The 21,635-nt window shown below is 59.5% G+C and carries 23 protein-coding genes; 10 read left to right on the top strand and 13 right to left on the bottom strand.

Annotation, left to right across the window (positions count from 1 at the left end):
* The first annotated feature begins 8 nt into the window (after positions 1 to 8).
* On the top strand, positions 9 to 314 hold the full coding sequence (nuoK, locus tag NW814_RS01435; RefSeq protein WP_414394380.1) for an NADH-quinone oxidoreductase subunit NuoK: 306 nt from the start codon (positions 9 to 11) through the stop codon (positions 312 to 314).
* Positions 315 to 443: 129 nt separating this feature from the next.
* Here the strand turns inward: nuoK and metE are convergent, their stop codons facing one another.
* A complete protein-coding gene (gene metE, locus NW814_RS01430) occupies positions 444 to 2,687 on the bottom strand; it encodes a 5-methyltetrahydropteroyltriglutamate--homocysteine S-methyltransferase (RefSeq protein ID WP_414404905.1) in 2,244 nt (747 codons plus the stop codon).
* Between the two features lie 121 nt (positions 2,688 to 2,808).
* Positions 2,809 to 3,339, bottom strand: a complete 531-nt coding sequence (locus NW814_RS01425; protein WP_414404904.1) for a low molecular weight protein-tyrosine-phosphatase — start codon at positions 3,337 to 3,339, stop codon at positions 2,809 to 2,811.
* 148 nt (positions 3,340 to 3,487) lie between these two features.
* Here NW814_RS01425 and NW814_RS01420 point away from each other — a divergent pair, with 148 nt between their 5' ends.
* Both NW814_RS01420 and NW814_RS01415 read left to right on the top strand, forming a co-directional pair.
* On the top strand, positions 3,488 to 3,736 hold the full coding sequence (locus NW814_RS01420) for a hypothetical protein (protein ID WP_414404903.1): 249 nt from the start codon (positions 3,488 to 3,490) through the stop codon (positions 3,734 to 3,736).
* A 27-nt stretch (positions 3,737 to 3,763) separates the two neighbouring features.
* Positions 3,764 to 4,414 carry an ABC transporter ATP-binding protein gene (locus tag NW814_RS01415; protein ID WP_414404902.1) on the top strand — a complete coding sequence of 217 codons (651 nt, stop codon included), beginning with the start codon at positions 3,764 to 3,766 and terminating at the stop codon, positions 4,412 to 4,414.
* On the opposite strand, the gene NW814_RS01410 is transcribed toward NW814_RS01415, so the two are convergent.
* Positions 4,405 to 5,499 (bottom strand): murein hydrolase activator EnvC family protein, encoded by a 1,095-nt coding sequence (locus tag NW814_RS01410; protein WP_414404901.1) that lies wholly within the window; start codon positions 5,497 to 5,499, stop codon positions 4,405 to 4,407. The genes NW814_RS01415 and NW814_RS01410 overlap by 10 nt on opposite strands.
* Before the next feature lie 315 nt (positions 5,500 to 5,814).
* Here NW814_RS01410 and eda point away from each other — a divergent pair, with 315 nt between their 5' ends.
* From eda to NW814_RS01395, 3 genes are read left to right on the top strand one after another with little or no spacing between them, the layout of a single operon-like run.
* Positions 5,815 to 6,447, top strand: coding sequence for a bifunctional 4-hydroxy-2-oxoglutarate aldolase/2-dehydro-3-deoxy-phosphogluconate aldolase (gene eda, locus NW814_RS01405; RefSeq protein WP_414404900.1), 633 nt, complete (start codon positions 5,815 to 5,817; stop codon positions 6,445 to 6,447).
* A gap of 27 nt (positions 6,448 to 6,474) precedes the next feature.
* On the top strand, positions 6,475 to 6,981 hold the full coding sequence (ybeY, locus tag NW814_RS01400; protein WP_414394046.1) for an rRNA maturation RNase YbeY: 507 nt from the start codon (positions 6,475 to 6,477) through the stop codon (positions 6,979 to 6,981).
* A 37-nt stretch (positions 6,982 to 7,018) separates the two neighbouring features.
* Positions 7,019 to 7,462 (top strand): diacylglycerol kinase family protein, encoded by a 444-nt coding sequence (locus tag NW814_RS01395; RefSeq protein ID WP_414394048.1) that lies wholly within the window; start codon positions 7,019 to 7,021, stop codon positions 7,460 to 7,462.
* Here NW814_RS01395 and NW814_RS01390 read toward each other — a convergent pair.
* From NW814_RS01390 to purB, 3 genes are all read right to left on the bottom strand, one after another.
* Positions 7,459 to 8,826 carry an FAD-binding oxidoreductase gene (locus NW814_RS01390; RefSeq protein WP_414404899.1) on the bottom strand — a complete coding sequence of 456 codons (1,368 nt, stop codon included), beginning with the start codon at positions 8,824 to 8,826 and terminating at the stop codon, positions 7,459 to 7,461. The two genes, NW814_RS01395 and NW814_RS01390, sit on opposite strands and share 4 nt — an antisense overlap.
* 86 nt (positions 8,827 to 8,912) lie before the next feature.
* Positions 8,913 to 9,893, bottom strand: coding sequence for an aspartate carbamoyltransferase catalytic subunit (locus NW814_RS01385; RefSeq protein WP_414404898.1), 981 nt, complete (start codon positions 9,891 to 9,893; stop codon positions 8,913 to 8,915).
* Positions 9,894 to 9,902: 9 nt separating this feature from the next.
* On the bottom strand, positions 9,903 to 11,198 hold the full coding sequence (purB, locus tag NW814_RS01380; protein ID WP_414404897.1) for an adenylosuccinate lyase: 1,296 nt from the start codon (positions 11,196 to 11,198) through the stop codon (positions 9,903 to 9,905).
* A gap of 148 nt (positions 11,199 to 11,346) precedes the next feature.
* On the opposite strand from purB, the gene NW814_RS01375 reads away from it, so the two are divergent.
* Positions 11,347 to 11,928: a Uma2 family endonuclease gene (locus NW814_RS01375; RefSeq protein WP_414404896.1), complete on the top strand. Its 582-nt coding sequence runs from the start codon at positions 11,347 to 11,349 to the stop codon at positions 11,926 to 11,928.
* A gap of 228 nt (positions 11,929 to 12,156) precedes the next feature.
* On the top strand, positions 12,157 to 12,489 hold the full coding sequence (locus tag NW814_RS01370) for a tetratricopeptide repeat protein (protein WP_414404895.1): 333 nt from the start codon (positions 12,157 to 12,159) through the stop codon (positions 12,487 to 12,489).
* Between the two features lie 14 nt (positions 12,490 to 12,503).
* On the opposite strand, the gene lipB is transcribed toward NW814_RS01370, so the two are convergent.
* Both lipB and trxA read right to left on the bottom strand, forming a co-directional pair.
* Positions 12,504 to 13,220 (bottom strand): lipoyl(octanoyl) transferase LipB, encoded by a 717-nt coding sequence (gene lipB / locus NW814_RS01365; RefSeq protein WP_414404894.1) that lies wholly within the window; start codon positions 13,218 to 13,220, stop codon positions 12,504 to 12,506.
* A gap of 79 nt (positions 13,221 to 13,299) precedes the next feature.
* On the bottom strand, positions 13,300 to 13,632 hold the full coding sequence (trxA, locus tag NW814_RS01360; protein WP_414394061.1) for a thioredoxin: 333 nt from the start codon (positions 13,630 to 13,632) through the stop codon (positions 13,300 to 13,302).
* A gap of 189 nt (positions 13,633 to 13,821) precedes the next feature.
* Here trxA and NW814_RS01355 point away from each other — a divergent pair, with 189 nt between their 5' ends.
* Complete coding sequence (locus NW814_RS01355) at positions 13,822 to 15,078, top strand: hypothetical protein (protein ID WP_414404893.1); 1,257 nt, start codon at positions 13,822 to 13,824, stop codon at positions 15,076 to 15,078.
* On the opposite strand, the gene NW814_RS01350 is transcribed toward NW814_RS01355, so the two are convergent.
* The 4 genes from NW814_RS01350 to NW814_RS01335 form a co-directional block, all read right to left on the bottom strand.
* Complete coding sequence (locus tag NW814_RS01350) at positions 15,053 to 16,834, bottom strand: SulP family inorganic anion transporter (RefSeq protein WP_414404892.1); 1,782 nt, start codon at positions 16,832 to 16,834, stop codon at positions 15,053 to 15,055. The genes NW814_RS01355 and NW814_RS01350 overlap by 26 nt on opposite strands.
* Positions 16,831 to 17,412, bottom strand: coding sequence for a rhodanese-like domain-containing protein (locus tag NW814_RS01345; protein ID WP_414394067.1), 582 nt, complete (start codon positions 17,410 to 17,412; stop codon positions 16,831 to 16,833). The genes NW814_RS01350 and NW814_RS01345 overlap by 4 nt, the downstream gene beginning before the upstream one ends.
* A gap of 19 nt (positions 17,413 to 17,431) precedes the next feature.
* Positions 17,432 to 17,899, bottom strand: coding sequence for a DUF29 domain-containing protein (locus NW814_RS01340; protein ID WP_414404959.1), 468 nt, complete (start codon positions 17,897 to 17,899; stop codon positions 17,432 to 17,434).
* 97 nt (positions 17,900 to 17,996) lie between these two features.
* Complete coding sequence (locus NW814_RS01335) at positions 17,997 to 18,713, bottom strand: MBL fold metallo-hydrolase (protein ID WP_414404891.1); 717 nt, start codon at positions 18,711 to 18,713, stop codon at positions 17,997 to 17,999.
* Positions 18,714 to 18,821: 108 nt separating this feature from the next.
* Between NW814_RS01335 and NW814_RS01330 the strand changes: the two genes are divergently transcribed.
* Positions 18,822 to 19,229: an ArsR/SmtB family transcription factor gene (locus tag NW814_RS01330; protein WP_414404890.1), complete on the top strand. Its 408-nt coding sequence runs from the start codon at positions 18,822 to 18,824 to the stop codon at positions 19,227 to 19,229.
* A gap of 49 nt (positions 19,230 to 19,278) precedes the next feature.
* Here NW814_RS01330 and ilvD read toward each other — a convergent pair whose 3' ends face one another.
* Positions 19,279 to 20,976 carry a dihydroxy-acid dehydratase gene (gene ilvD / locus NW814_RS01325; protein WP_414404889.1) on the bottom strand — a complete coding sequence of 566 codons (1,698 nt, stop codon included), beginning with the start codon at positions 20,974 to 20,976 and terminating at the stop codon, positions 19,279 to 19,281.
* Positions 20,977 to 21,635: the final 659 nt, after the last annotated feature.

The raw sequence follows: 21,635 nt of genomic DNA, 5'->3' as shown, positions 1-21,635 counted from the left end.
TTGCGATGTTGCAACTGCAGTTTTTCTTGGTAGTAGCAGCGATCCTCTTTTGTATTGGCATCTATGGGTTGATCGTTAGCCGCAATGCCATTCGGGTGCTGATGTCCATTGAGCTGATGCTCAATGCGGTGAACCTCAACTTTATGGCCTTCTCCAACTTTGTCGATTCAGCTCTGATTCGCGGCCAGGTGTTCTCGGTGTTTGTCATCACCGTGGCGGCTGCTGAGGCCGCTGTAGGCTTGGCCATTGTGCTCGGGATCTACCGCAATCGCGCCACCATTGATATGGAGAGATTTAACCTGCTTAAGTGGTAGCCTATCAAGCTAGCGCCGGGAGAACACCCACCGTTAGCACTTGCCAACTAAAGTAGAGGCGGTGTAGTGGCCTGTAGCAGAACTTTCTAGCTTGCCACCACCGCCTTCTCTCTATGTCGGCAAGTTGTTTTACTGGGCTGAGGAAGAGATTTCTTCCCGCAGCGTTTTTGCTGCTGCCACCATGTTCTTCAAAGCAGGGATGACCTCCTCCCAGCGGCGGGTTTTCAGTCCACAGTCAGGATTTACCCAGATTTGCTGCAGTGGCAGAAGCTCCATAGCGGTCTTCAGTTGTTGAACAATCTGATCTACAGTAGGTACTACTGGGCTGTGGACGTCGTAAACTCCATTCCCCACTTGATGTTGGTAGCCTGCCTCCGCAATTTGTCGCAGGGTTTCGTTGTTGCTGCGGCTATTTTCAATGGACAGTACATCTGCATCCAAGCGCTGAATGTGGGGCATGATGTCACCAAACTCTGAGTAACACATGTGAGTGTGAATTTGGGTTTCCGGCTTAGCAACGCCTGCAGTCAAGCGAAAAGCGTCTACCGCCCAAGATAAGTATTCGTCCCAACGTTCTTGCTTTAGGGGTAGACCCTCCCGCAGGGCTGGCTCATCAATTTGCACCATCTTGGCGCCTGCAGCCTCCAGGTCAGCCACCTCATCCCGCAATGCCAAAGCAATTTGCATTGCCTGCTCCCGTCTTGGGAGATCGTCCCGTGCAAAAGACCAGTTCAATAGGGTTACGGGCCCTGTTAACATCCCTTTTACAATTTTCGAAGTCAGGGATTGGGCCACACGAAACTCCCGCACCGTCATGGGCTGGCGGCGCGCCACGTCACCATAGATAATGGGTGGACGTACGCAGCGGCTACCGTAGCTCTGCACCCAGCCGTGTTCTGTAAAGGCAAAGCCTTCTAGCTGTTGCCCGAAAAACTCCACCATATCGGTGCGCTCAAATTCCCCGTGCACCAAAACGTCTAGCCCCACCTCCTCCTGCCACCGGATGCAACGGGCAATTTCCGCGTCAATGGCTGCTTCGTACTCCGCCTGAGTGATCTCGCCACGTTTGCGCTTGACCCGCAGTTGGCGTACTTCCTCAGTTTGGGGAAACGAGCCAATGGTGGTGGTGGGCAAAAAGGGCAGTTGAGGCTGCAGAGGGCGGCGTTGGTCGTAGGGTAGAGCACGCTCCAGGCTTTGGGGGGTTATCTGGCGAACTCGCTCCCGTACAGTTGGATTTGGGGGGCTAAACTGGGCAAATTCCTGCCACTGGGCTTCAATGACAGCCAGTTGCTCTTGGGCTGCTGAACCTCCCTGGGCCAGGAGGACAACTTCCTCTAGCTTCTGTTCTGCAAAACTCAGCACTTGACGCAGAGGAGTGGGCAGGTGGGTTTCCCGTCGGGCATCATAGGGCACAAATTGCAAGGACGCAGAAGGCTGAATTCGCAAATTGGTGGTAACCTTTTGGATGCTCTCTAGGATAGAAAGCACCCGCTGGGGACGAATTTTCCAGACGTTGCGCGCATCAACCAGACCCACGCCCAATTGCTTGCTCCGGGGAAAGCCATATGTCTGCAGAAGTTCTAAATTGTTCCCCCGCGTAAAATCTAGACCAATGCCTGCCACTGGCAATTCCACAACCCAGGGATAGGTATTCCCCAAGTCGTCAAAATAGGTTACAAGGTGAATTGGAACCTCCGCAGTGGCCAATTGGGTATACGTGGTTGTAATTGCTTCTCTTAGGGCTTCTGCTCGGCTTGTAACTAAGATTGGCTCGTGGAACTGCACTTCAGTAATGCCACGGGCAGCGAGCTGCCTCAGCAACTCAGCATACAAGGGCAGTAAACGATGCAAATGCTCTTGCAAACTTCCCTTGAGGCGACTCAGGCAAAGTAGGGTTACGGGGCTAAGAATGATGGGAACAGCTCTTTGTCCCAGAAGGCTTTGTGCTTGGTTAACTACTTCCAGGAAACTAGAAAAATCCGCTTTAGGTTGAGTATCCTCATCGATCTCTGGCACTAGGTAATGGTAGTTGGTATCAAACCACTTGGTCATTTCCAGGGCCGGGATATTCTCGTTCCCTCGGGCCATGGCAAAGTACTGATCGAGACCCGACAAGTGGCGAAACCGCTTGGGGATCAGTCCCAAAAATACAATCCAGTCCAGAACTAAGTCATAGAGAGAAGTGTCCCCAATGCCGATATGGTCAATACCTGCATCTTTCTGGGTTTGCCAGTTGGCCAACATCACCTGTTGCAGGCTTTGGTGGAGACTAGTTGCGTCAGATTTTTGACTCCAAAAGGACTCCAGCGCCTTCTTCAGCTCACGATTTTTACCAATTCGGGGGTAACCCAAAGTTGCTGTGGGAAAGGTCATAGCTCCACCCTTACAAAAAGTACACTTCCGGCTGGGAAAGAGTTTTCTGCTAGGGGCTAGTTGTTGTAGAGAAGCTTCTAGGCATTAACCGACTATTCTAGGGCTTACCTAGCAGGCCTGTCTATGCAGCAGGAGGGGATGCAGAAGGCTGGGAAGGCTGGGTTGGCAACGGCGGGCATTGGATCCCAGGGATTAGCGACTCTAGGAGACCGCTGCAGGCATCCCAAAGTAGCTCGATGACATAGTGAAATCCAGCCTCGCCCCCATAGTACGGGTCTGGAACTTCTTCATCGGTGTGAGAACGACAGTAGCTGCAGATTAGGCGCACCTTCTCGGCGTATTTCCTCTGGGGATCTAGGCTCAGGATATCTCGGTAATTTTGCCGATCCATGGCCAGGATCAAGTCGAACTCCCGCAGATCCAGAGGATGGATTTGGCGGGCCCGGCCCTGCAGCTCTAGCCCGTAGCGCTGGGCAACCTGGCGCATGCGCCGATCCGGTGGGCTGCCAATGTGATAGGCGGCTGTCCCTGCCGAGTCACAAAGGATGGCTTCTTCGTAGCCGCTGCTGCGCAGCAAGTAGTTGGTGATTCCCTCAGCAGCGGGAGAACGGCAGATGTTGCCCAGACACACGAACAAAAGCTTTTGGGTCATGAGTGACAGCAGTGAGCGTTTTCCCTTGTATTATCTCGCGGAAGTAGGCAGGGGCGGAGAAAACCTCCTCCCGAATCTTGCTGGGTTTGGGCGGCAGCAGAGTGGATTCTTGGCCAAAATGGAGCTAGTTCCGCTGGTTAAGTCCTCTATGCCAGATGCCACTCACTACCCCCATCCTCAGGATGTGGCCAATCTTATTCTCTACCTGCAAACGGAGCTAGCTCTGTTTGAACAATGGGCTGCCCAAGAAGGGATCCCGCCTGCCGCCCTGCGCCCAATCGAGCGGTCGCAAGAAGCTTTGCGCCGGGCTGTGGATCAATTTGAGCTGCGGGAGTGGTACCGCGAACTCACCTATGGCTTCCGGGATCAACTTGGGCGCCTAGAAGAATGGCTTTAGTCTTCAACTCTTCCAGCTCAGGTGCCCATGTTGCAGGTGCAGCACCTTTTCTACCATCCGGCAGCCCTTCCCCAGCCGATTCTTCGCGACCTCTCCTTTGAGCTGGGCTTGAACCAGTTGGGGCTGATTGTGGGCAAAAGTGGGGCTGGCAAAAGCACCCTGCTGGAAATTTTGGCCGGCTTGGCGCGGCCCACACGCGGGCGGATTGCCTGGGGAGGAACAGAGCTCTCTCCTCAGCAGCTGCGCAGCCTGGCAGGGCTGGTGTTTCAGTTTCCTGAGCGGCACTTCTGTGGCCTGACGGTGCTGGAAGAGATGCGCTTTGGCCACCCGGAGCTGACCCCAAAGGAAGTTGAGAACGCCCTCAAACAAGTGGGACTAGAAGGGATCCCTCTCCAGAGCTCCCCCAACCGTCTCAGTGGCGGGCAACAGCGGCGCCTGGCCTTGGCGGTGCAGCTTGTTCGCGGCCCCCTGTTGCTGCTGCTGGATGAGCCGACAGCGGGGCTAGATTGGTCGGTGCGACAGCAGGTGATCGAGCTGTTGGCCCGGCTGAAATCCACTTGGACGGTGCTGGTGGTTTCCCACGACCCAGAGGAGCTGTCTGCTATTGCCGATGTGCGCTGGCTTTTGCAGGCGGGATCCCTGCAGCCCCTGCCGGCAGAAGCGTTGCTCTACAGATAGCGGCGGGGATCGACCGGCTGGCCGTTGACTCGCACCTCAAAGTGAACGTGGGGGCCGGTGGAAAGGCCAGTGGAGCCGGAAGCAGCCATGACTTGCCCGCGCTGAACCTTTTGGCCTACCCCTGCGGTGATGCGGCTGTTGTGGGCGTAGAGGGTCGTGATACCGCCGCCGTGGTTGACAATGACCGTGTAGCCGTAGCCGCCGTACCAGCCGGCGTAGATGACGGTGCCTCGGTCTGACGCTCTCACGGGGGTGCCAGTGGGCACACCAAAATCGATCCCGGTGTGGAAGCGGCGGATGCCATAGATGGGGTGAACCCGCCAGCCGAAGCCGCTGGTGATCGGCCCGTGCACCGGTGGGATCAGCCGGCCTGTTCCCTGAACAGGATCCCTGCCCCCTCGCTGCTGAGCCTGTTGGGCGATCAGGTATTGGATGAGACGGGTCAGCTGTTGGGAGTCGGCTTCCAGACGCCGTTGGGCTGCCTCGTAGGCAGCACGCTCTTTGGCCAAGCGGCTTATGAGCTGCTCTTGGAGGGCAGCCTGCTGCTGCAGTTGGTTTTTCTGGGCCGCCAGCTCCTGCAGGATTAGGGAGATCTCGTTGCGCTGCGCCTCCAGGGCAATGCGCTGTTGCTCCACCTCCTTGGCCATCGCCTGCAGCTTTTGGATTAACTGCCGATCCGCCTCGATCAACAGTTGCAATTGGTGGCGGCGGTCAAAAAACTCGTTGAGGTCACGGCTGGTGAGCAGCAAAGCCCACCACTGTTCAGCTCCCTGCCGCTGCATGTAGCGTAAGCGGGCAGCCGTACCCCGTTGCTGCCGTCTCAGGCGCTCTTCCAGCTCCTGCAGCTCTTGCTGCGCTTGCTCTAGCCCTTTCTGGGCTTGCTCCAGCCGGTATTGGTTGTCCCGCAGGCTAACTTCGGTCTGTTGAAGGTTTCGCTGCAGGGATCCCATGCGGCGGCGGGCTTCTTCTTCGGCTTGGCGCAGCTCCCCAAGACGGCGCTGGGTGCGCTGGATTTGCTGTTGGATGTGCTGCTGCCGCTGTTGCAGTTGGTGGACACTCTGCGCCTGCGATGGAGCAACCCTCATCCATCCTTCCCACAGCAGGAGGGCCAGCAACCCCAGGATTGCCCATGCCTTTAGGCTGCTTGCCTTCCTCCTGAGACTCATCGCTCCCCCCACTCTCAGCAGCTACCGCCCCTAAAGATACCAAGGGCAAGATACCAAGGGCGTTCGTTTGCGACCTGTCAGGCTACTGGCTGGTAAGGCAAAACCGGGCTCCAGTGCAGAAAATGGTGGTAGACCTAAGCTGGGCAACTGCAAAAGATGGCCTTCGAGAGTTCTGAACGCAGTTTCAGGAATGGGTCACAGCACCTCTGGCTACTTGACTTATGGCAGCAGCCCTTGATTGCCGTGATTCGCCTCTTGGCCAGCCACGCCCAAGCCCTGGCGGGGGCCACTCTGGCCATCCGAGCCGGGATCCGCCACATCGAAATCACCACGCAAGTTCCCCAGTATTTGCAGCTAGTTAGCCACCTGCGACGGGAGCACCCGCAGTGTTGGATAGGAGTGGGCAGTGTCTTCAATCGGCAGATGGCAGAGCAAGCTTGGCAGGCAGGAGCCCAGTTTTGTGTTTGCCCCTTCACCGACGAGAACCTCATCTGCTGGGGCCAGGAGGTGGGGCTGCCCATTGTTGCCGGTGCGCTCACCCCCAGCGAGATCTGGAGAGCTTGGCAAGCAGGGGCAGCGGCAGTGAAGGTGTTTCCAGCAGAAAGCCTGGGAGGACCCCGCTACTTGCGCCACCTCCAGCCAGTGCTGGGATCCCTGCCTTTGATCCCAACCGGCGGGGTTACCCTAGCCAATGCTGCGGAGTACTTGCGGGCAGGGGCCTGGGCCGTCGGCATTGCTGGGGATCTGTTCCCGGCGGAGTTGTTTAACGATAGCCAACAGAGGTTGGAAAACCGGCTACGGCAAGCGCTGGCGCAGCTTGTCGAACAGAGGAAGGCAGCCCCAGCTCCCAAGCCGAGCTTAACTTGAGCAAGCCAGTAGAATAGGGGGCATGGTGTGAGCGAGAGCTGCATGGAGGGGTTTCTGGATCTGTACCTGGAGCTGCAGGTCCCCAGCCCCATTGAGGAGGCCACTTGGCGACGTTGGTTTGAGGTTTGGTTGGGTAAGCTGGGGGTGACGGATCCCTGCGAACTCAGCCTCTGCCTTACTTCCGACGAACGCATTCGCCAGCTCAACCGCGAGTTTCGTCACATCGACGCCCCCACCGATGTGCTGGCCTTTGCCGCTGAGGAAATGGCTGCTCCTGTGGAGGTGCAGAAGCTAACAGGAGTGCGTCTACTGGGGGATATTGTGATTTCTGTGCCTACCGCCTGCGCCCAGGCCAAGGCGCAAGGACACTCACTGTCCCACGAGCTGGCCTGGCTGGCCAGTCACGGGCTGCTGCATCTTCTGGGGTGGGATCACCCCGATGAACTTTCCCTACAGCGCATGCTACAGCAACAGCAAAACCTGCTTGCTGCCATCCAAGAAGATTTGGAGGTGGCTCATGGCCGACAGCCCTAGTCGCTTTCCCTCGCCCCTGCGCTGGGCAGATGATTCTATGGCCCCGGTTGAGTCTCCAAGGGAGGATCCCTGGCGGCGCCCCCTTTCTTGGTGCGTGGCCACCAACCTGGGCAAGAGTTTTTACTATGCGGGCAGGGGCTTGCTGTACGCCGTTCGCACCCAGCGCAACTTTCGCATCCACCTCCTGGCAGCGGTGTTGGCCTTTGGCTTGGGCCTGGCCCTGCGGTTGAGCGCCGTGGAGATGGCCTTGATCAGCCTGACCAGTGGTCTGGTGATGGCTCTCGAGCTGGTGAATACTGCCCTAGAAGCAGTGGTGGATCTCACCTTGGGCAGTCGCTATCACCTGCTGGCAGAAGTTGCCAAAGACTGTGCTGCTGGGGCAGTGTTGGTGGCAGCGCTGGCTTCTGTGGCGGTGGCGGCTTGGCTGTTTCTCCCGCCCTTGCTGCTGCTATTGCCCCAGCATCTGCCTTCCCCCTTTTAAGCAGAGGCTCGGCCTTGCCAGGTGCGCGTCTTGCCCGGGTTGAGCAGCCCATAGGGATCCACCTCTTCTTTGAAACGGACCTGGCGCGGATCCATCACCTTGCGGCCTCCCTCTTCGAGGATGAAGGTGTGGGGGTTGGCGATGAACACTCCCTGGGCCTCGTGGTAGCGCATGATCTCGTTGAGCCGCTCTTCGGTGGTAAAGCGGACAATTTGGAGACCCACGGGGATGGCCTGTCCCCCAAGGCGAATCATTTCCAAGTGCATCAGCACTTCGTCGCCAAAGTGCTCGTACAGATGCTGCACCAGCTTCAGCTCCCGGTCAGGCGGGAAAATCGACTGCAGATAGGTCAAATTGGGATCCACGCTGCGGCAGTGCAGAGTGGTGTGGTTCCAGGAAAATTCCCCCAGCGAGATCCCTTTGGCGGCCTCCTGGGCCGTTTTGTTGTAGACCACCTGGCCGCCATGCTCCCGGATGAGCTCTAGCAGCGGCTCCAGGCTGCATTCGGCCACCATCAACAGGGCTACAGCAGATCCCTCCGGCAAATAACTCCGTAGCAGCGCGAAATAGCTGGGGATCGGCCAAGCATGCAGGCTGATGAGTTTTTTTAGGATGCCATCGGCAGCGGCTAGAGCCTGGCCAAACCGGGCGCAGGGCATAAACCCCCCCTCAGGAGGGAAGGCTACAATCAGCTCTGCCCACGGGTAAGCCGGCGCCAGGGGGATCTCCACCTCGGTGATGATCCCGGTGAGGCCCCAGGCGTGGCTGACTTTGAACACGTCGTCTCCCCGCAGCTCCAGGATCCGCGGCTCTTCCTCCACCGTCACCACCCGCAGTCCTAGAATGTTTCCTCGATCCAGCAGTTGGCCGTAGGTAACGGAGCCAATGCCGCCGCTGCCCCCGGCAATGAAGCCGCCGATGGTGGCTGTGCGGTAGGTGGAAGGAGCCATGCGGATCTCCCAACCCATCTCGCGGGTGTGTTTGTCAATTGCAGCCAGCTTGATCCCTGCCTGCACCCGCGCTAGCCCCGGCTTGGCCCAGATCACCTGATTGAGCTTGCTCATCTCTAGGATCACGCCGCCAGCTAGGGGAATGCACTGGCCGTAGTTGCCAGTGCCCGCGCCCCGTACGGTGAGAGGAAGCCGCCACTTGGCACAGGCTGCTGCCACTCGCTTGACCTCTTGTTCGTTTGCTGGGCGCACCACCACATCCCCTCGCTTGTCGCTCAACTGCCGGCTGAGCACAGGGCTGTAGTGGTAAAAGTCCAGGGACAACTTGGCCACTTCTGACGGATCAGTAATGGTTTCAATGTCGGCCAGCTCCGAGAGCAAGCCCTGCAGCTTTTCAGCGGCGACAATGGCCATAGGGATCCTCTCTAGGGGTAAGGTCTTGATCCCATCATTACCAACAAGGAGCCGCCAGCAAGCCAGACTAGCGGTAGAGCTGGGCTCTAGGCTGGGATCCGCCCGCCCCCCATCAGGTACAGCAGCGCCATGCGCACCGCCACGCCGTGGGCAACCTGCCGCTCGATGAGGTTGAGGTCGGGGTCCTCCATCACCTCAGAACTGAGTTCGACGCCGCGGTTAACCGGACCGGGGTGTAAGACCCTTACTTCTGGGTGGCACAGGCGCAGCCGCTGCCGGGTGAGGCCGAAAAGGTGGTGGTATTCCTGCAAGCTGGGGAGGAGGAATTCGCTCATCCGCTCTTGCTGCAAGCGCAGGGCAATGACAAAGCGGGCTCCTTCCAGGGCTGGCTCCAACTGCCAGTGCACTGGCAGGGTATGGCCGGGCACAAACTGAGCAAAGTCTTTCGGCAGCAGGGTAGGTGGGCCGGCCAGGTGGACGTCTGCGCCAGCAGCCACCAGGGCGTAGATGTTGGAGCGAGCCACCCGCGAGTGGAGGATGTCGCCGACAATGGCCACTTTCACCCCCTGGAGCAGCTCGAGGCGAGGCCGCTGGGGATCCAGATGGCTACAGAGGGTAAACAAATCCAGCAGCCCTTGAGTGGGGTGTTCGTGCAGGCCGTCTCCCGCATTCAACACCCCCGTATGGGATCCGCGCCGGTCGATCTCGGCGGCCAACTGCAGCGGCACCCCGGCCTGGGCGTGGCGGACGATGAGCACGTCGGAGCCCATGGCCAAGAAGGTGCGAACTGTATCCAGAATGGTTTCCCCCTTGGCCAGGGAAGAAGTGCCGGGGGAAAAGTTGAGCACATCGGCTGACAGGCGCTTGGCCGCCAGCTCAAAGCTGCTGCGGGTGCGGGTGGAAGGCTCGAAAAACAGCGTCACTACCACCTTTCCCTGCAGGGTGGGCACCTTGGGCAGCCGCCGGGTCAACACTTCCTGAAAGCTGGCGGCGGTTCGCAAAACGATCTGGTATTCTTCCGGAGTAAAATCCGCCAGGCCCAAAACGTGCTGCCGCTGCCAAACCATAGGGGATCCTCAAATGCCTAGGCGGGCAAAGATCTCGTCTAGGTGGGTAAGGTGCCGCTGCGGGTCGAAGCAGGCCTGCAACTCCGCCTCGCTCAGGTGAGCCATCACCCGGGGATCTGCCAGCAAATTGGCGCGGAAATCCCCGCCAGGCTGGTTCCAGGCGCGGTGAGCATTCTCTTGGACAAGACAGTAGGCTTCCTCACGGCTCAAGCCCTTTTCCACTAAAGCCAAAAGCACCTGCTGGCTGAAGACAACACCGCCGTAGAGGGTGAGGTTGCGCTCCATGTTGGCAGGGTAAACCTGCAAGTGGCGCACCAGATCCGCCATGTTGACCAGCAAATAGTGGCAGAGAATGGAAGCATCGGGCAGGATCACCCGCTCCACCGAGCTGTGGGAGATGTCCCGCTCATGCCAGAGGGGGATGTTTTCCAGGGCCGAGAGGGCGTACCCCCTTAGCAGGCGGGCGATCCCTGTCAATTGTTCGGCTTTGATGGGGTTGCGCTTGTGAGGCATGGCGGAGGACCCTTTTTGGCCGGGGGCAAAGTACTCTTCGGCCTCCAACACCTCCGTCCGCTGCAGGTGGCGGATCTCGGTGGCAAAGCGCTCCAGGGAAGACCCAATCAAGGCCAAAGTCTGCACATACTCAGCGTGGCGATCCCGAGAAATCACCTGGGTTGAGACCGTATCCGGCTTGAGGCCCAAGCGGGCGCAGGCCAACTGCTCCACCTGGGGGGGCACATTGGCGTAGGTGCCCACAGCCCCAGAGATCTTGCCCACCGCCACCACTTCCCGCAGGCGCGCCAGGCGCTCCTGGTGGCGTAGGCACTCGGCTAGCCAGCCGGCCAGCTTGAAGCCAAAGGTGATGGGCTCAGCATGGACGCCGTGGGTGCGGCCAATCATGAGGGTGTAGCGGTGTTGCCGAGCTTGCTCACGCAGCGCAGCGATGAGATCCGCTAGGCGAGCTTGCAGGAGCTCCACAGAGGCCACTAGCTGCAGGGCCAGGGCTGTATCCAACACATCCGAGCTGGTCAGGCCTAGGTGGATGTAACGTCCCGCCTCACCCACGTGCTCGTTGAGATTGGTCAAGAAGGCGATGACGTCGTGCTTCACTTCCGCCTCAATTTCCAAAACCCGTGCTGGGTCAAAGGCGGCTTTGGCTTTGATCTCCTGCAGGGCCTCTTGAGGGATCCGCCCCAGCTCCGCCTGGGCTTCACAAACGGCCAGTTCTACCTGCAGCCAGGTTTGGAGCTTGTGGGCGGTGGACCAGACTTGGCCCATTTCCGGCAGAGTGTAGCGCTCGATCAAGGTGCCTTTTCCGTCAGTACGATAGGATAAGCCAAGCTATTCTAGCGTTTGGCCTCCCCGCTTGAGTTATCCCCGCAGCTTTGACCTACGCTGCCGCCAGACTGTTTAAGAGCGGGAAATTGACCTAGAAGCAACAGGGAGTTTGCAGATGACCCTTGGAGCTGCGCTAACCCAGGAAGGAAGATCTTGGACAGCGGAAGCCTTCATGGCGTTGTCCAAAGAGGGGCATCGCTATGAAGTTGTTGATGGAAAGCCAATTGATATGGGAAGTGCAGGGGCACTCCATGGTTATGTCTGCAGTCTCCTATTAGCGGCTTTAGCCCCCTACGTTTTGTCCAAGAAGCTGGGAGTCGTTTTAGATTCCAGCACTGCTTTTAAGATGAAGAGTGGCAATTGGCGCTCCCCTGACATTTCTTTTTTTGCCAAAGAACGCTTGCAGGGCATGACCGAACTGCCCACAGGATTTTTAGAGGGTGCCCCCGATCTGGCTGTTGAAGTGCTCTCTTCCGGCAATACAATCGAAGAAATTCATGACAAGCTGGTGGAGTACTTTGAAAATGGCAGCCGCCTGGTTTGGCTCGTCCACCCCATTGAGCACTACATCCTGGTGTATCGCAGCTCTGAAGAGCCCGATCGTCTCCTCAAATCGGTAGATCTTCTCGAGGGTGAAGAAGTCATTCCAGGATTTGCCCTACCCGTTTCTCATCTATTCCAGAAGCTTTCCTTTTAAGTCCAATTGAGGTTCAAGAGTTGCCCCTCTTGCCGACAGTTTATGCTGGAGTGGCTTGGGATCCTTAGCAGTGCAGAGCCAATGAAGCGTCGATTGGGAAGGGTGGCCCTGATCAGTTTCCTAACAGCATTCTTGGCTGCTGCCCCTGCTCTCTCTTGACCAACTCCTGCTGAGAGCACTTCAGGCCCAAAAACGGCTTCTGAGTTCAACTGGCAGGGATCCCTCAAGTTGTTGCGGGGGGATCCGGTGGCGGCTTTGGCAGATCTGGATCGAGCAGTGCAGTTGGATCCCACCTATGCGCCGGCCTACGTGAACCGCAGCTACGTTTACAACTCCTTGCGCCAGCCCCAAGAAGCTCTGGTCGATGCCGAGCGGGCCATCCAGTTGGATCCGGGGATCCCGGAAGCCTACTTCAGCCGTGGCATAGCCCACCTGCAAATGGGGAAGCGAGAGGCCGCTATGGCCGACTTTCGCCAGGCGTTGGCTCTCTTTTCCAAAAGCGGCAACTTTGCCGTTCAAACCATCATTCAGCAACTGCTGCGCCAATTAGGGGTGGAGTAAGCAACCGGCTAAGTTCAGCTTTCTTCCTTGCCCCCCAGCCACTCCTCTAGGGAAACTGCCTGGGCCTGCAGCCCGAAGACTTCACAAAAAGACTTCACCAGCATTGGGGCCACAGCAGCCATCGTCACCTCCGGACAAAACTGCACCAGGGATCCCACAGGTCGGTCAGGGATCCCACAGGGCACGATGGCCTCGAAGGCAGCCAGATCTGGACAAACGTTGAGGGCAAAGCCGTGGTAGGTGATCCAGCGGGAGACCTTGATGCCAATGGCGGCCACTTTGTGCCCTTCCACCCAAACCCCCGTTAGGCCAGGGATCCGCTCCCCCCTCAAGCCAAAGTAAGCCACAGTCTCGATGACCACCTGCTCCAGTTGGCGTAGGTACCAGTGGATATCCAGACAGTGGCGTTTGAGGTTGAGGATTGCATACCCCACCCACTGCCCTGGCCCGTGGTAGGTCACTTCGCCGCCCCGCTCCACCCGCAGGATTTCCGGCCCTCCAGTAGCAGGGGACTCTGGCTGAGTGTCCGGAGATCCTATCTGTCCAGGGAGGCTTTTGAGAAACTTGGGATCAGCCCCTGCCCCCAGGGTGTACACCGGCGGGTGGGTCAGCAACAGTAGCCCATCCGGTAGCTGGGGATTGCGGATCATCTGGGTCAGTCTGGTCCGTTGCCAAGCCCAGGCTTTGCGGTAGGGCACCTCTCCCGGCAGGTGGACGTGTAGAACTGGCACACCCAAATAGCCCTCAAGCCCTGGCAAAGACCTAGTGCCGCCCCCGCTGCCTATCCAGGAAGTAGCCGTCGGCCGGGACCTAGCCTACCGACAGATTGACCTGCGCCCGCAACCGCTCCACCAAGGCGCGAGGCTGCAGCAGTCCCTCGATGCGGTCAACCGGCCTCCCGTCCTTGAACAAGATGAGGGTCGGCACGGCGTAGATCCCCCAGCGAGCGGCAATGTTGGGGTACTTGTCTATATCTACCTTCACGAAAGCAATGGCGTCCCCCACCTGGGGCTTCACCTGCTCCAACACCTGCGCCATTACCTGACAGGGACCACACCAGGTGGCGTAAAAATCCACCAGAATGGGAGTTTTGGATCCCTGGATCATGTCGTCAAAGCTTTTGAACCACTGTTTCTGGGCCATGGCAACCAAAGAATGCAACCTATTTGCAGTCTAAGTGTTTGAGATGGAAATGTGGGTAGAGATTCTGCTACAGCTTGCTTTCGGTTTCCCGGTAGGAGGGCTAGGGCTTGGCCGGTACCTGTAGTCTAGGGAGCGAACTTGAAGGAAGGGAGAGGCTTTAGCAGGGCTTAACGAAGGAGTGGGATCCTGATGGCAACAATCCGGATAGTGAGCCGAGGTGTGGTGGCCGGGGTACTGGGTGGGGTGCTCTTGAGCTTCTGGGGGATCGGGCGTTGGCTGTGGGATCCCTCGGCCTGGATCCAGGTGGCGGCCGGCCTGCTCTTGAGCGGGGGGACGTTGCTGTACTGGCTGAGAACCCGCCCCGCCGACTGCTTGGTGGTGGAGCCGCAGAGCTGGCGCCTCAACCGCCTCAGCCCCGACCGCTGGCTCATCCAGGCTGACTTCGTGGCCCGCAATCTCAACCCCCTTTTTGAGGTCACCTTGGCCCAGGTGGAGCCGCGACTGCATCTGCTCAGCACCAGCTCCGTCGAGGGGATCCATACCCAAATTCGCCTCCGCTCCCGTCACCCCGACTTGCCTCCTCGCCAAGACAACTACTGGCAGGCTTACATCATCACCCCCCAAAGCCAGACTGGCCTAGAAGTCGAGATTGAACTAGGGGGGGAAGGACTGGCAGATTTGCGCTCGGCCTGGCTGGAGCTGGACTACGTCCAGTACGGGCGGCAGCGGCGTACCCTCAAGACTAGCCACCTCATCTTGCCGCTGCAGGAAGTGGATCCCTTGGCGGAGCTGTGCTGGCAGCAGCAGGGGCCGGTGAGTTGGGCTGCCATTCCCACCCATCTGCTCACCCCCAGCGATGACCTGGCTGAGGTGTTGCGGCGCTACGTGGGCCCCCACTTCCAACCCGGCGATGTCGTGGCCCTTTCCGAGAGTGCTGTAGCCATTGTGCAGGGCAACTTTCGCCATCCCCTGCAGGTGCAGCCCGGCTGGCTGGCCCGCACCCTGTGCTACTTCTTCCCCTCCAAGACCAGTCTCTCAAGCTGCTACGGGATGCAGACGCTCATTGACTGTTCGGGGGCCTGGCGAGTACTGGGGGCCTTTGTGGCGGGATCCCTGGCTAAGCTGCTGGGGATCCCAGGGGTGTTCTATGCCCTAGCGGGGGAGCAGGCGGATCTCATCGACGATGTCACCGGCACCTTGCCCCCCTATGACCAGTTCATTGTCTTGGGACCGCGGGATCCAGCCAAGCTGGTGGCCGAGCTCCACGCCCAGACCGGCTACGAGGTGGCCATTGTGGATGCCAACGACCTGGGCGAAGTCAACGTCTTGGCGGCCAGCCCAGGTGTGGAGCGGGAGCTGGTGGAGCAGGCTCTGCGCAAGAACCCGGCGGGCAATGCGGCAGAGCAAACGCCGATTGTGCTCATCCGGCAGCGGCTGCCGGCATAGAGGTCACCTGGGATTTGAGAGCCTGCATCGCCTGGTGGGTGGACAAGAAGAAGCGCTCGGCGCCCACTTTCTCCACAAACCCCGCCATTTTGAGGCGATCCATCACCGGCCCCTTCACCTCGGCCAGGGCAAAGCCCACCCCCATTTGGCGCAGACGTTCCACCAACTGAGTCAGCACCTCCAAAGCGCTGCCGTCGATGAAGTTAATGGCGCTGGCCACCAGCAGCACCTGTTCCACTGCTGGCCGCGCTGCCACCTCTTGCAGCAGATACTCCTGCAGGTAGGCGGCGTTGGCAAAAAACAGGCTTTCATCCACCCGCACTGCCAGGATGCGCGGATCGGTAAGCACCTCATGCCGCAGCGCGTTGCGGTAGTGCTCGGTGCCAGGCACCTGGCCGACAATGGCGATGTGGGGACGGCTGGCCCGCCAGAGGAAGAGGAGGATAGACACCAGCACTCCCAGCCCAATCCCCGGCTCCACCCCGATCCCCAGCACGCCGGCAAAGGTAGCCAACCAAACCAAGGCATCGCCGCGGTCGTAGCGCCAGCTCTGCAGCAAGGGGTGAAAATCCACCAGTCCCAGCACTGCCACCAGCACAATAGCTGCTAGGGTCGTCTGGGGCAGGAAGGTAAACAGAGGCATCAGCCAGCTCACCGCCAGGGCTATCAGGGATCCCGTCACCACCGAAGCCAGGCCGCTGTTGGCCCCGGCCTGAAAGTTAACTACTGAGCGGCTGATCCCGCCGGTTACGGGGTAGCCACCACTTGTGGCTGCGGCCAGGTTGGCCACCCCCAGGGCCACTAGATCCTGGTTGGGATCCACTTTCTGCCGCCGCTGGCTGGCCAGCGACTGACCTACCGCATAGCTTTCTGTAAAGCCCACCAAGCTAATGGCCAAGGCTGTGGGCAGCAAAGCTCGCCACTCTGGCCAGCTCAGCCAAGGGAAGGTCAGGGGGGGCAAACCCGCCGGAATGGATCCCACCACCGCCACTCCTGCTCTTTCCGAGAGGTTCAACCCCCACACCAGCAGCGTGGTCACGAAGACGGCTCCCAGCGGCGCGCCCTTGGTGAGAAGTAGGCCCCAGAGGGGTGGGATCCCCCAGCGGCGCAGTTGAGCGGGGAGCTTCTGCTGGGCGTACACCAAGAGGGTGATGGCCAACAGCCCCAGCCCCAGAGTGACCCAGTTTACCCCCTCCAGGCTCTGCCAAAGCCGTTGCAGCAGCAGCCAGAAGGACTCGGTGTTGGCGATCTTCACCCCCAACAGATGGCGGAGCTGGCTGAAGGCGATGATTAGGGCTGCGGCGCTGCCAAAGGCCGTTACCACCGAGCGGCTCAAGAAATTGGCCAAAAACCCCAGCCGCAGTAGCCCTACCCCTACCTGGATCAGGCCCGCTTCTAGAGCCAAGCCCAGCGCCAGCCGGCCATACTCCGGGCTGCTCGGCTCAGCCAGCGGCTCCAAGCCCGATGCCACCAGCAAGGAGATGATGGCCACCGGCCCCACCGACAAAGCCCGGCTGGATCCTAGAAAGCCGTAGGCGATGACCGGCAGGATAGCGGCGTAGAGACCTGTCTGGGGAGGCAGCCCGGCCAGCAGCGCATAGGCCATGCTCTGGGGCACTAGGAGAAGGGCTGTAACCAGTCCGGCCATGAGATCCCCTGGCAGATCCTCTGGCCGATACCGAAGCCACCACAAGGAATCCCTGGTAAAGGGCAGGTAGCGCGCCAGGATTCTCTGGGGGGAAGGGATCCCGCTCATAGGGCCTGACCTCGGTTCCAGGGCATGCGGGCCAAAAGCAGCGCCAGACCACAGGTGTTGGTGATCCCGGCAAACACCAGCCCAGCTCCCACAAAGCCGCTCAACACCAGCCAGGCCGGATGGACAAAGGCTCCCAGCAAGGTTCCGGTGAGCACCAGGGATCCCGCCGCAATTTGCACCTGCCGCATTAGCGAAATGGGCGCGTTGCGGGTGCGGGTGGTGGGCAGCTTGGCAGCCTTCCAAGCCTCAATCCCGCCTTTTAGACTAAGCACCTCCGGCCAGCCGTGGTCTAGCAACTGACAGGCAGCGCGGATGGAGCGACTGCCCATGCGACACTGCAACACTACCGGTTTTTCCGGCGTCGAGGCCGGCACCCTGGCCGGGTCAAAGGTAGAAAGAGGCATGTTGATCGCCCCCGGGATCCGCTCATCGGCATATTCTCCCGGCTCCCGCACGTCGATGAGCTGTACCCGCCCTTGATCCAGCCACTGCTTTAAGGTCAGGGCGTCGATCTCCTTGAGACGGGGATCCCGTTCCTGCTGAGCGGAAGGCGTAGGATTTTGTCGGGCTACAGTCATTGGTTTCCTCCTCGGGTAACTAACCTTCTTCCTCAAGCAACCTGCTGGGCTCGCCAGGGTAAAACTGGCTATCCAGGATTTGCTCGGGAGCGTAAGGACACGTCTTGGGAAAAGTCTTTCTGGGCAGCTTGGTCTCTTCCAGGGCTAGCTGGAGCGCCCTCAGGTAAGACTTGGCGATGGCCTCCGGCAAATAGGGCCTCAGGCTTGGGCTTTCCTCCAGCAGATCCAGAACTTCCTGCCGCTGCACCTGTAGGGTGAGCAGCCAGCTTACCGATCTAGCCTGCGGCTGATACTCCCATTTCAGGAGGTGCCCCACCAAAACCCCCAGCCGGTTGCGCAGCTCTTGCCGCTGTTGCCTGCCCAACGATTCCATCTCCTCAATCAAATGGGGCAGGTCTAGCTTCTCCCAAGCCCGCTCCCGCAGAAATTGAGCTTGTTGCTGAGTCCAAGCATAGAAATCCTTCTCATAGAGACTTTCTGGATCCACTCTCAACCCTCCCATTTCTGACCAGCCGGCTCAGAGAAGTCTAGCTAGCCCCGCAGGCTTTACAGCCAGGCTCTCCCACCCAAGAGGGTTTGCCCCACTAAACCGCGGCTGCCACTTGGCCGCACTGCTCGTTGGCCGGCACTGCTTCCTGGATCTTTTTGGGCTGAGGCAGGTTGAGGCTGTTCATCAGGGCGATGAAGCTCTCCCGCGAACGCAGCTTGCCCGTCTGTAGATCCACAAAGCGGGGGTTCCAGCGCTTCTCTTCGCCAATGGTGGAGACGGTGTGCCCACGGTAGTCGTGGCCGGGATAGACCAGCGTCTCGTCTGGCAGGGTAAACAGGTGCTGCGTAACGTGGTCGTACATCAGGCCGGGATCTCCACTTTGGAAATCCGTGCGCCCACAGCCGCGAATGAGCAAGGAGTCTCCGGTGAGAACGCGATCCCCATGGACGCGATAGCTCATGTGGCTGTCGGTGTGGCCCAGGGTGGCGATGGCCTCGATGGTGATGGATCCCACCTGCAGCGTTTCCCCATGGCCAATGAAGTGGTCGGCACATTGGGCTTTGGCCTGGACTGGCACCACCCCTTGGCAGCCGGTCAACTCGCGCAGCTTGCCCGTGCCGGTGATGTGGTCGGCGTGAACGTGGGTCTCGAGACAGTACTTCAACGTCAGACCCAGCTCTCGAATTAACTTCAAGTCCCGCTCCACCTGCTCCAATACGGGATCCACCAGCGCCGCCTCGCGGGCGTTTGGGTCTGCAACTAAGTAGGTGTAAGTGCTCGTCTCGGCGTCGAACAGTTGGCGAAATAGCATGTTACCCTTCTGTCTGTTGGCAAAGACCTGAACGCAATTTGGGCCTCTGGAAACACTATATAACCATTTAGTGTTAAAATCAAGCCAGCACAGCCCTCAAGACGGTCTATGGATGGGGACGAGCTCGCGAAAGGCGGCAAAGACGAGCGCCAGTTGACCCTGACGCCAGAAGTGCTGACCAGCGTGGCGGAGTACTTCAAGGTTTTGGCGGAGCCCAGCCGCCTGCAGATCCTGTGTCAGTTGCGCTCGGGGCCCAAGAACGTCACCCAAATCCTAGAGGCCACTGGCATGGGCCAGGCCAACGTTTCCAAACATCTCAAGATCCTGGCGCAGGCAGGGATCGTCAGCCGCGAGCCCAAGGGCGTGAGTGTCTACTACCAAATTGCAGATCCCGTCTGTTTTGAGCTGTGCGAGGTGGTGTGCAAGCAGTTGATTAAGCGGCTTAAGCAGCAAGCCCAGCAATGGGAGCCGCTGGCGGCCCTTCACTCCAGCAGGCTGAGCCGCGAGAGCTCTTGAGGGAGGCGGTACTCAGGGGAAGGCTCAGCAGCCCAAACTCCCCTCCCGTTCACTCCCACAAGTTCAGATCGGTCACCGCCCCCAGGCTGCTGCTGGAGACCAGCTTGGCATACTTGGCTAGAGTACCTCGTTTGTAGCGGGGCTCGGGCGGAACCCAGCGGGCGCGGCGGCTGGCCAGCTCCTCTTCGCTGACATGCAGGTGGAGGAGGCGAGCAGGGGCATCGATAGTGATCAGATCCCCTTCTTCCACAAGGGCAATGGGGCCGCCTACGTAGGCCTCAGGAGCCACATGGCCCACCACCATGCCGTAGGTGCCGCCAGAGAAGCGGCCATCGGTAATCAACCCCACGCTATCTCCTAGACCAGCGCCGATGATGGCCGAAGTGGGGGAGAGCATCTCCCGCATGCCAGGGCCGCCCTTAGGGCCCTCGTAGCGGATCACCACTACGTCCCCTGGTCGAATCTGGCCGGCGAGGATAGCCTCCAGACAGGATTCTTCCGAGTTGAAGACCCGCGCTGGCCCCGTGATCTTCGGATTCTTGACGCCGCTGATCTTGGCCACTGCCCCTTCGGGCGCAAGGTTGCCTTTGAGGATGGCTATGTGCCCTTGGGGGTAAAGGGGGCTGTGCCAGGGGCGAATCACCTCTTGATCCGGGCTGGGCTCGTCCGGCACGTCCCGCAGGACTTCGGCAATTGTTTGTCCAGAGATGGTGAGGCAGTCGCCGTGCAGCAAGCCGTGGTTGAGCAGGATCTTCATCACTTGCGGGATCCCGCCGGCCCGGTGCAGATCAGTGGTTACAAACCGGCCCGAGGGCTTGAGGTCACAGAGAACAGGCACGCGGGCGCGGATGGTCTCAAAGTCATCCAGCGTCAGGGGCACCTCTGCGGCGTGGGCAATGGCCAGGAAGTGGAGCACGGCGTTGGTGGATCCCCCTACGGCCATGATGACCGAAATGGCGTTCTCGATGCTCTGGCGGGTGATGATGTCCCGCGGCCGGATATTAGCTTTGATGGCCTCGGCCAAGACTTTGGCCGATTGAGCGGCACTTTCGGCTTTTTCTTCGTCCTCTGCCGCCATGGTGGAGGAATAGGGCAGGCTCATGCCCATAGCCTCAAAGGCGCTGGACATGGTGTTGGCCGTGTACATGCCGCCGCAGGATCCGGCACCGGGGCAGGCGTGGCGCTCTACCGCCAGCAGCTCTTCCTCAGAGATGCGGCCAGCACTGTACTCCCCTACTGCTTCAAAGGCGCTGACAATGGTGAGGTCGCGGCCATTGTAGTGGCCGGGCTTGATGGTGCCGCCATAGACGAAGATGGAGGGCACGTTAAGGCGGGCCATGGCGATCATCGCCCCCGGCATGTTCTTGTCGCAGCCGCCGATGGCCAAGAGGCCATCCATGCTCTGGCCGTTGACCACCGTCTCGATGGAATCGGCAATCACCTCCCGCGACACCAGGGAGTACTTCATTCCCTCAGTGCCCATGGAAATGCCGTCGCTAATGGTGATGGTGCCGAAGACCTGAGGCATGCAGCCGGCCTCCCTCAGGGCAGCTTCAGCCCGCTCGGCCAAGGCTTGGATCCCGATGTTGCAGGGGGTAATGGTGCTGTAGGTATTGGCGATGCCGACAATGGGCTTGCCGAAATCCTCATCGCGGAAGCCCACTGCCCTGAGCATGGCGCGGTTGGGGGAGCGCTGCACCCCTTGGGTGATAACCTGGCTGCGCAGTGGAGAAGGAGGGTTGGCCATCATGGAACAGAGCGGGACGACAAGCCCCCGCTGGGATACAAGTAGAACCCATCCTACCGCTCTGAAAGACTTATACAACGCTGGACAAAAGCGGACTTTTGCTCCAGGTTGACGCTTTCTTCCTGCTTCCACGACCCGTAGCTAGTGGCAGAGTTTACCCCTACCACCCCGCCAGAGGGATCTCCACAGGCGTCACTTCCCCGCGATCGCGATAGCGGGCCGTAGGCCTTGCTGCAGGTAGGTGCTCCTTGCCCCCATAAGGCACACCGGCTAAAGACGGAGCCAACTTTAGCCTAGGCAAAGTGCCTCCCAGAAAGGATGTACTCGCAAGCCTACTAGCTCAGCCCATCTCCGTCAAGGCAGGAGGTTGGTTATGCCACAAAGTGGCTGATTGTCTAGTGAATCAAGGACTAGAGGAGAGCCCTGTTTTTGCCAGCCCAGCCGAAGCAAAAGCCCGGCAAGGCCAGCCAAATCTGAAGCAACTCTGTAAGTTCCCGGCACCTGCGCCGAGAATCGGCCAGCCTACCTAGTAGAAGGGATCCCAGCCTCCATCGGGTCAGCGGGACAGAGTCCTTGCTAGAGGCGAGGGATCCCTTGTTTCGGCGTTTCTTTGGGGAAGCCTCGTATGGTTCTCAGCTCTCCTCCCTCGGTCATGCCCA

It is taken from the genome of Synechococcus sp. R65.1, assembly GCF_047461755.1.
Classification (GTDB): Bacteria; Cyanobacteriota; Cyanobacteriia; order Thermostichales; family Thermostichaceae; genus Thermostichus.
This window is presented reverse-complemented; position numbering and strand designations above follow the sequence as displayed.

Excerpts from the sequence above, each read along its gene's own strand:
- metE (WP_414404905.1), bottom strand. The coding sequence starts at position 2,687 with ATGACCTTTCCCACAGCAACTTTGGGTTACCCCCGAATTGGTAAAAAT.
- NW814_RS01425 (WP_414404904.1), bottom strand. The coding sequence starts at position 3,339 with ATGACCCAAAAGCTTTTGTTCGTGTGTCTGGGCAACATCTGCCGTTCT.
- NW814_RS01420 (WP_414404903.1), top strand. The coding sequence starts at position 3,488 with ATGCCAGATGCCACTCACTACCCCCATCCTCAGGATGTGGCCAATCTT.
- NW814_RS01415 (WP_414404902.1), top strand. The coding sequence starts at position 3,764 with ATGTTGCAGGTGCAGCACCTTTTCTACCATCCGGCAGCCCTTCCCCAG.
- NW814_RS01410 (WP_414404901.1), bottom strand. The coding sequence starts at position 5,499 with ATGAGGGTTGCTCCATCGCAGGCGCAGAGTGTCCACCAACTGCAACAG.
- NW814_RS01395 (WP_414394048.1), top strand. The coding sequence starts at position 7,019 with ATGGCCCCGGTTGAGTCTCCAAGGGAGGATCCCTGGCGGCGCCCCCTT.
- NW814_RS01390 (WP_414404899.1), bottom strand. The coding sequence starts at position 8,826 with ATGGCCATTGTCGCCGCTGAAAAGCTGCAGGGCTTGCTCTCGGAGCTG.
- NW814_RS01385 (WP_414404898.1), bottom strand. The coding sequence starts at position 9,893 with ATGGTTTGGCAGCGGCAGCACGTTTTGGGCCTGGCGGATTTTACTCCG.
- NW814_RS01375 (WP_414404896.1), top strand. The coding sequence starts at position 11,347 with ATGACCCTTGGAGCTGCGCTAACCCAGGAAGGAAGATCTTGGACAGCG.
- trxA (WP_414394061.1), bottom strand. The coding sequence starts at position 13,632 with ATGGCCCAGAAACAGTGGTTCAAAAGCTTTGACGACATGATCCAGGGA.
- NW814_RS01355 (WP_414404893.1), top strand. The coding sequence starts at position 13,822 with ATGGCAACAATCCGGATAGTGAGCCGAGGTGTGGTGGCCGGGGTACTG.
- NW814_RS01350 (WP_414404892.1), bottom strand. The coding sequence starts at position 16,834 with ATGAGCGGGATCCCTTCCCCCCAGAGAATCCTGGCGCGCTACCTGCCC.
- NW814_RS01345 (WP_414394067.1), bottom strand. The coding sequence starts at position 17,412 with ATGACTGTAGCCCGACAAAATCCTACGCCTTCCGCTCAGCAGGAACGG.
- NW814_RS01335 (WP_414404891.1), bottom strand. The coding sequence starts at position 18,713 with ATGCTATTTCGCCAACTGTTCGACGCCGAGACGAGCACTTACACCTAC.
- NW814_RS01330 (WP_414404890.1), top strand. The coding sequence starts at position 18,822 with ATGGATGGGGACGAGCTCGCGAAAGGCGGCAAAGACGAGCGCCAGTTG.
- ilvD (WP_414404889.1), bottom strand. The coding sequence starts at position 20,976 with ATGGCCAACCCTCCTTCTCCACTGCGCAGCCAGGTTATCACCCAAGGG.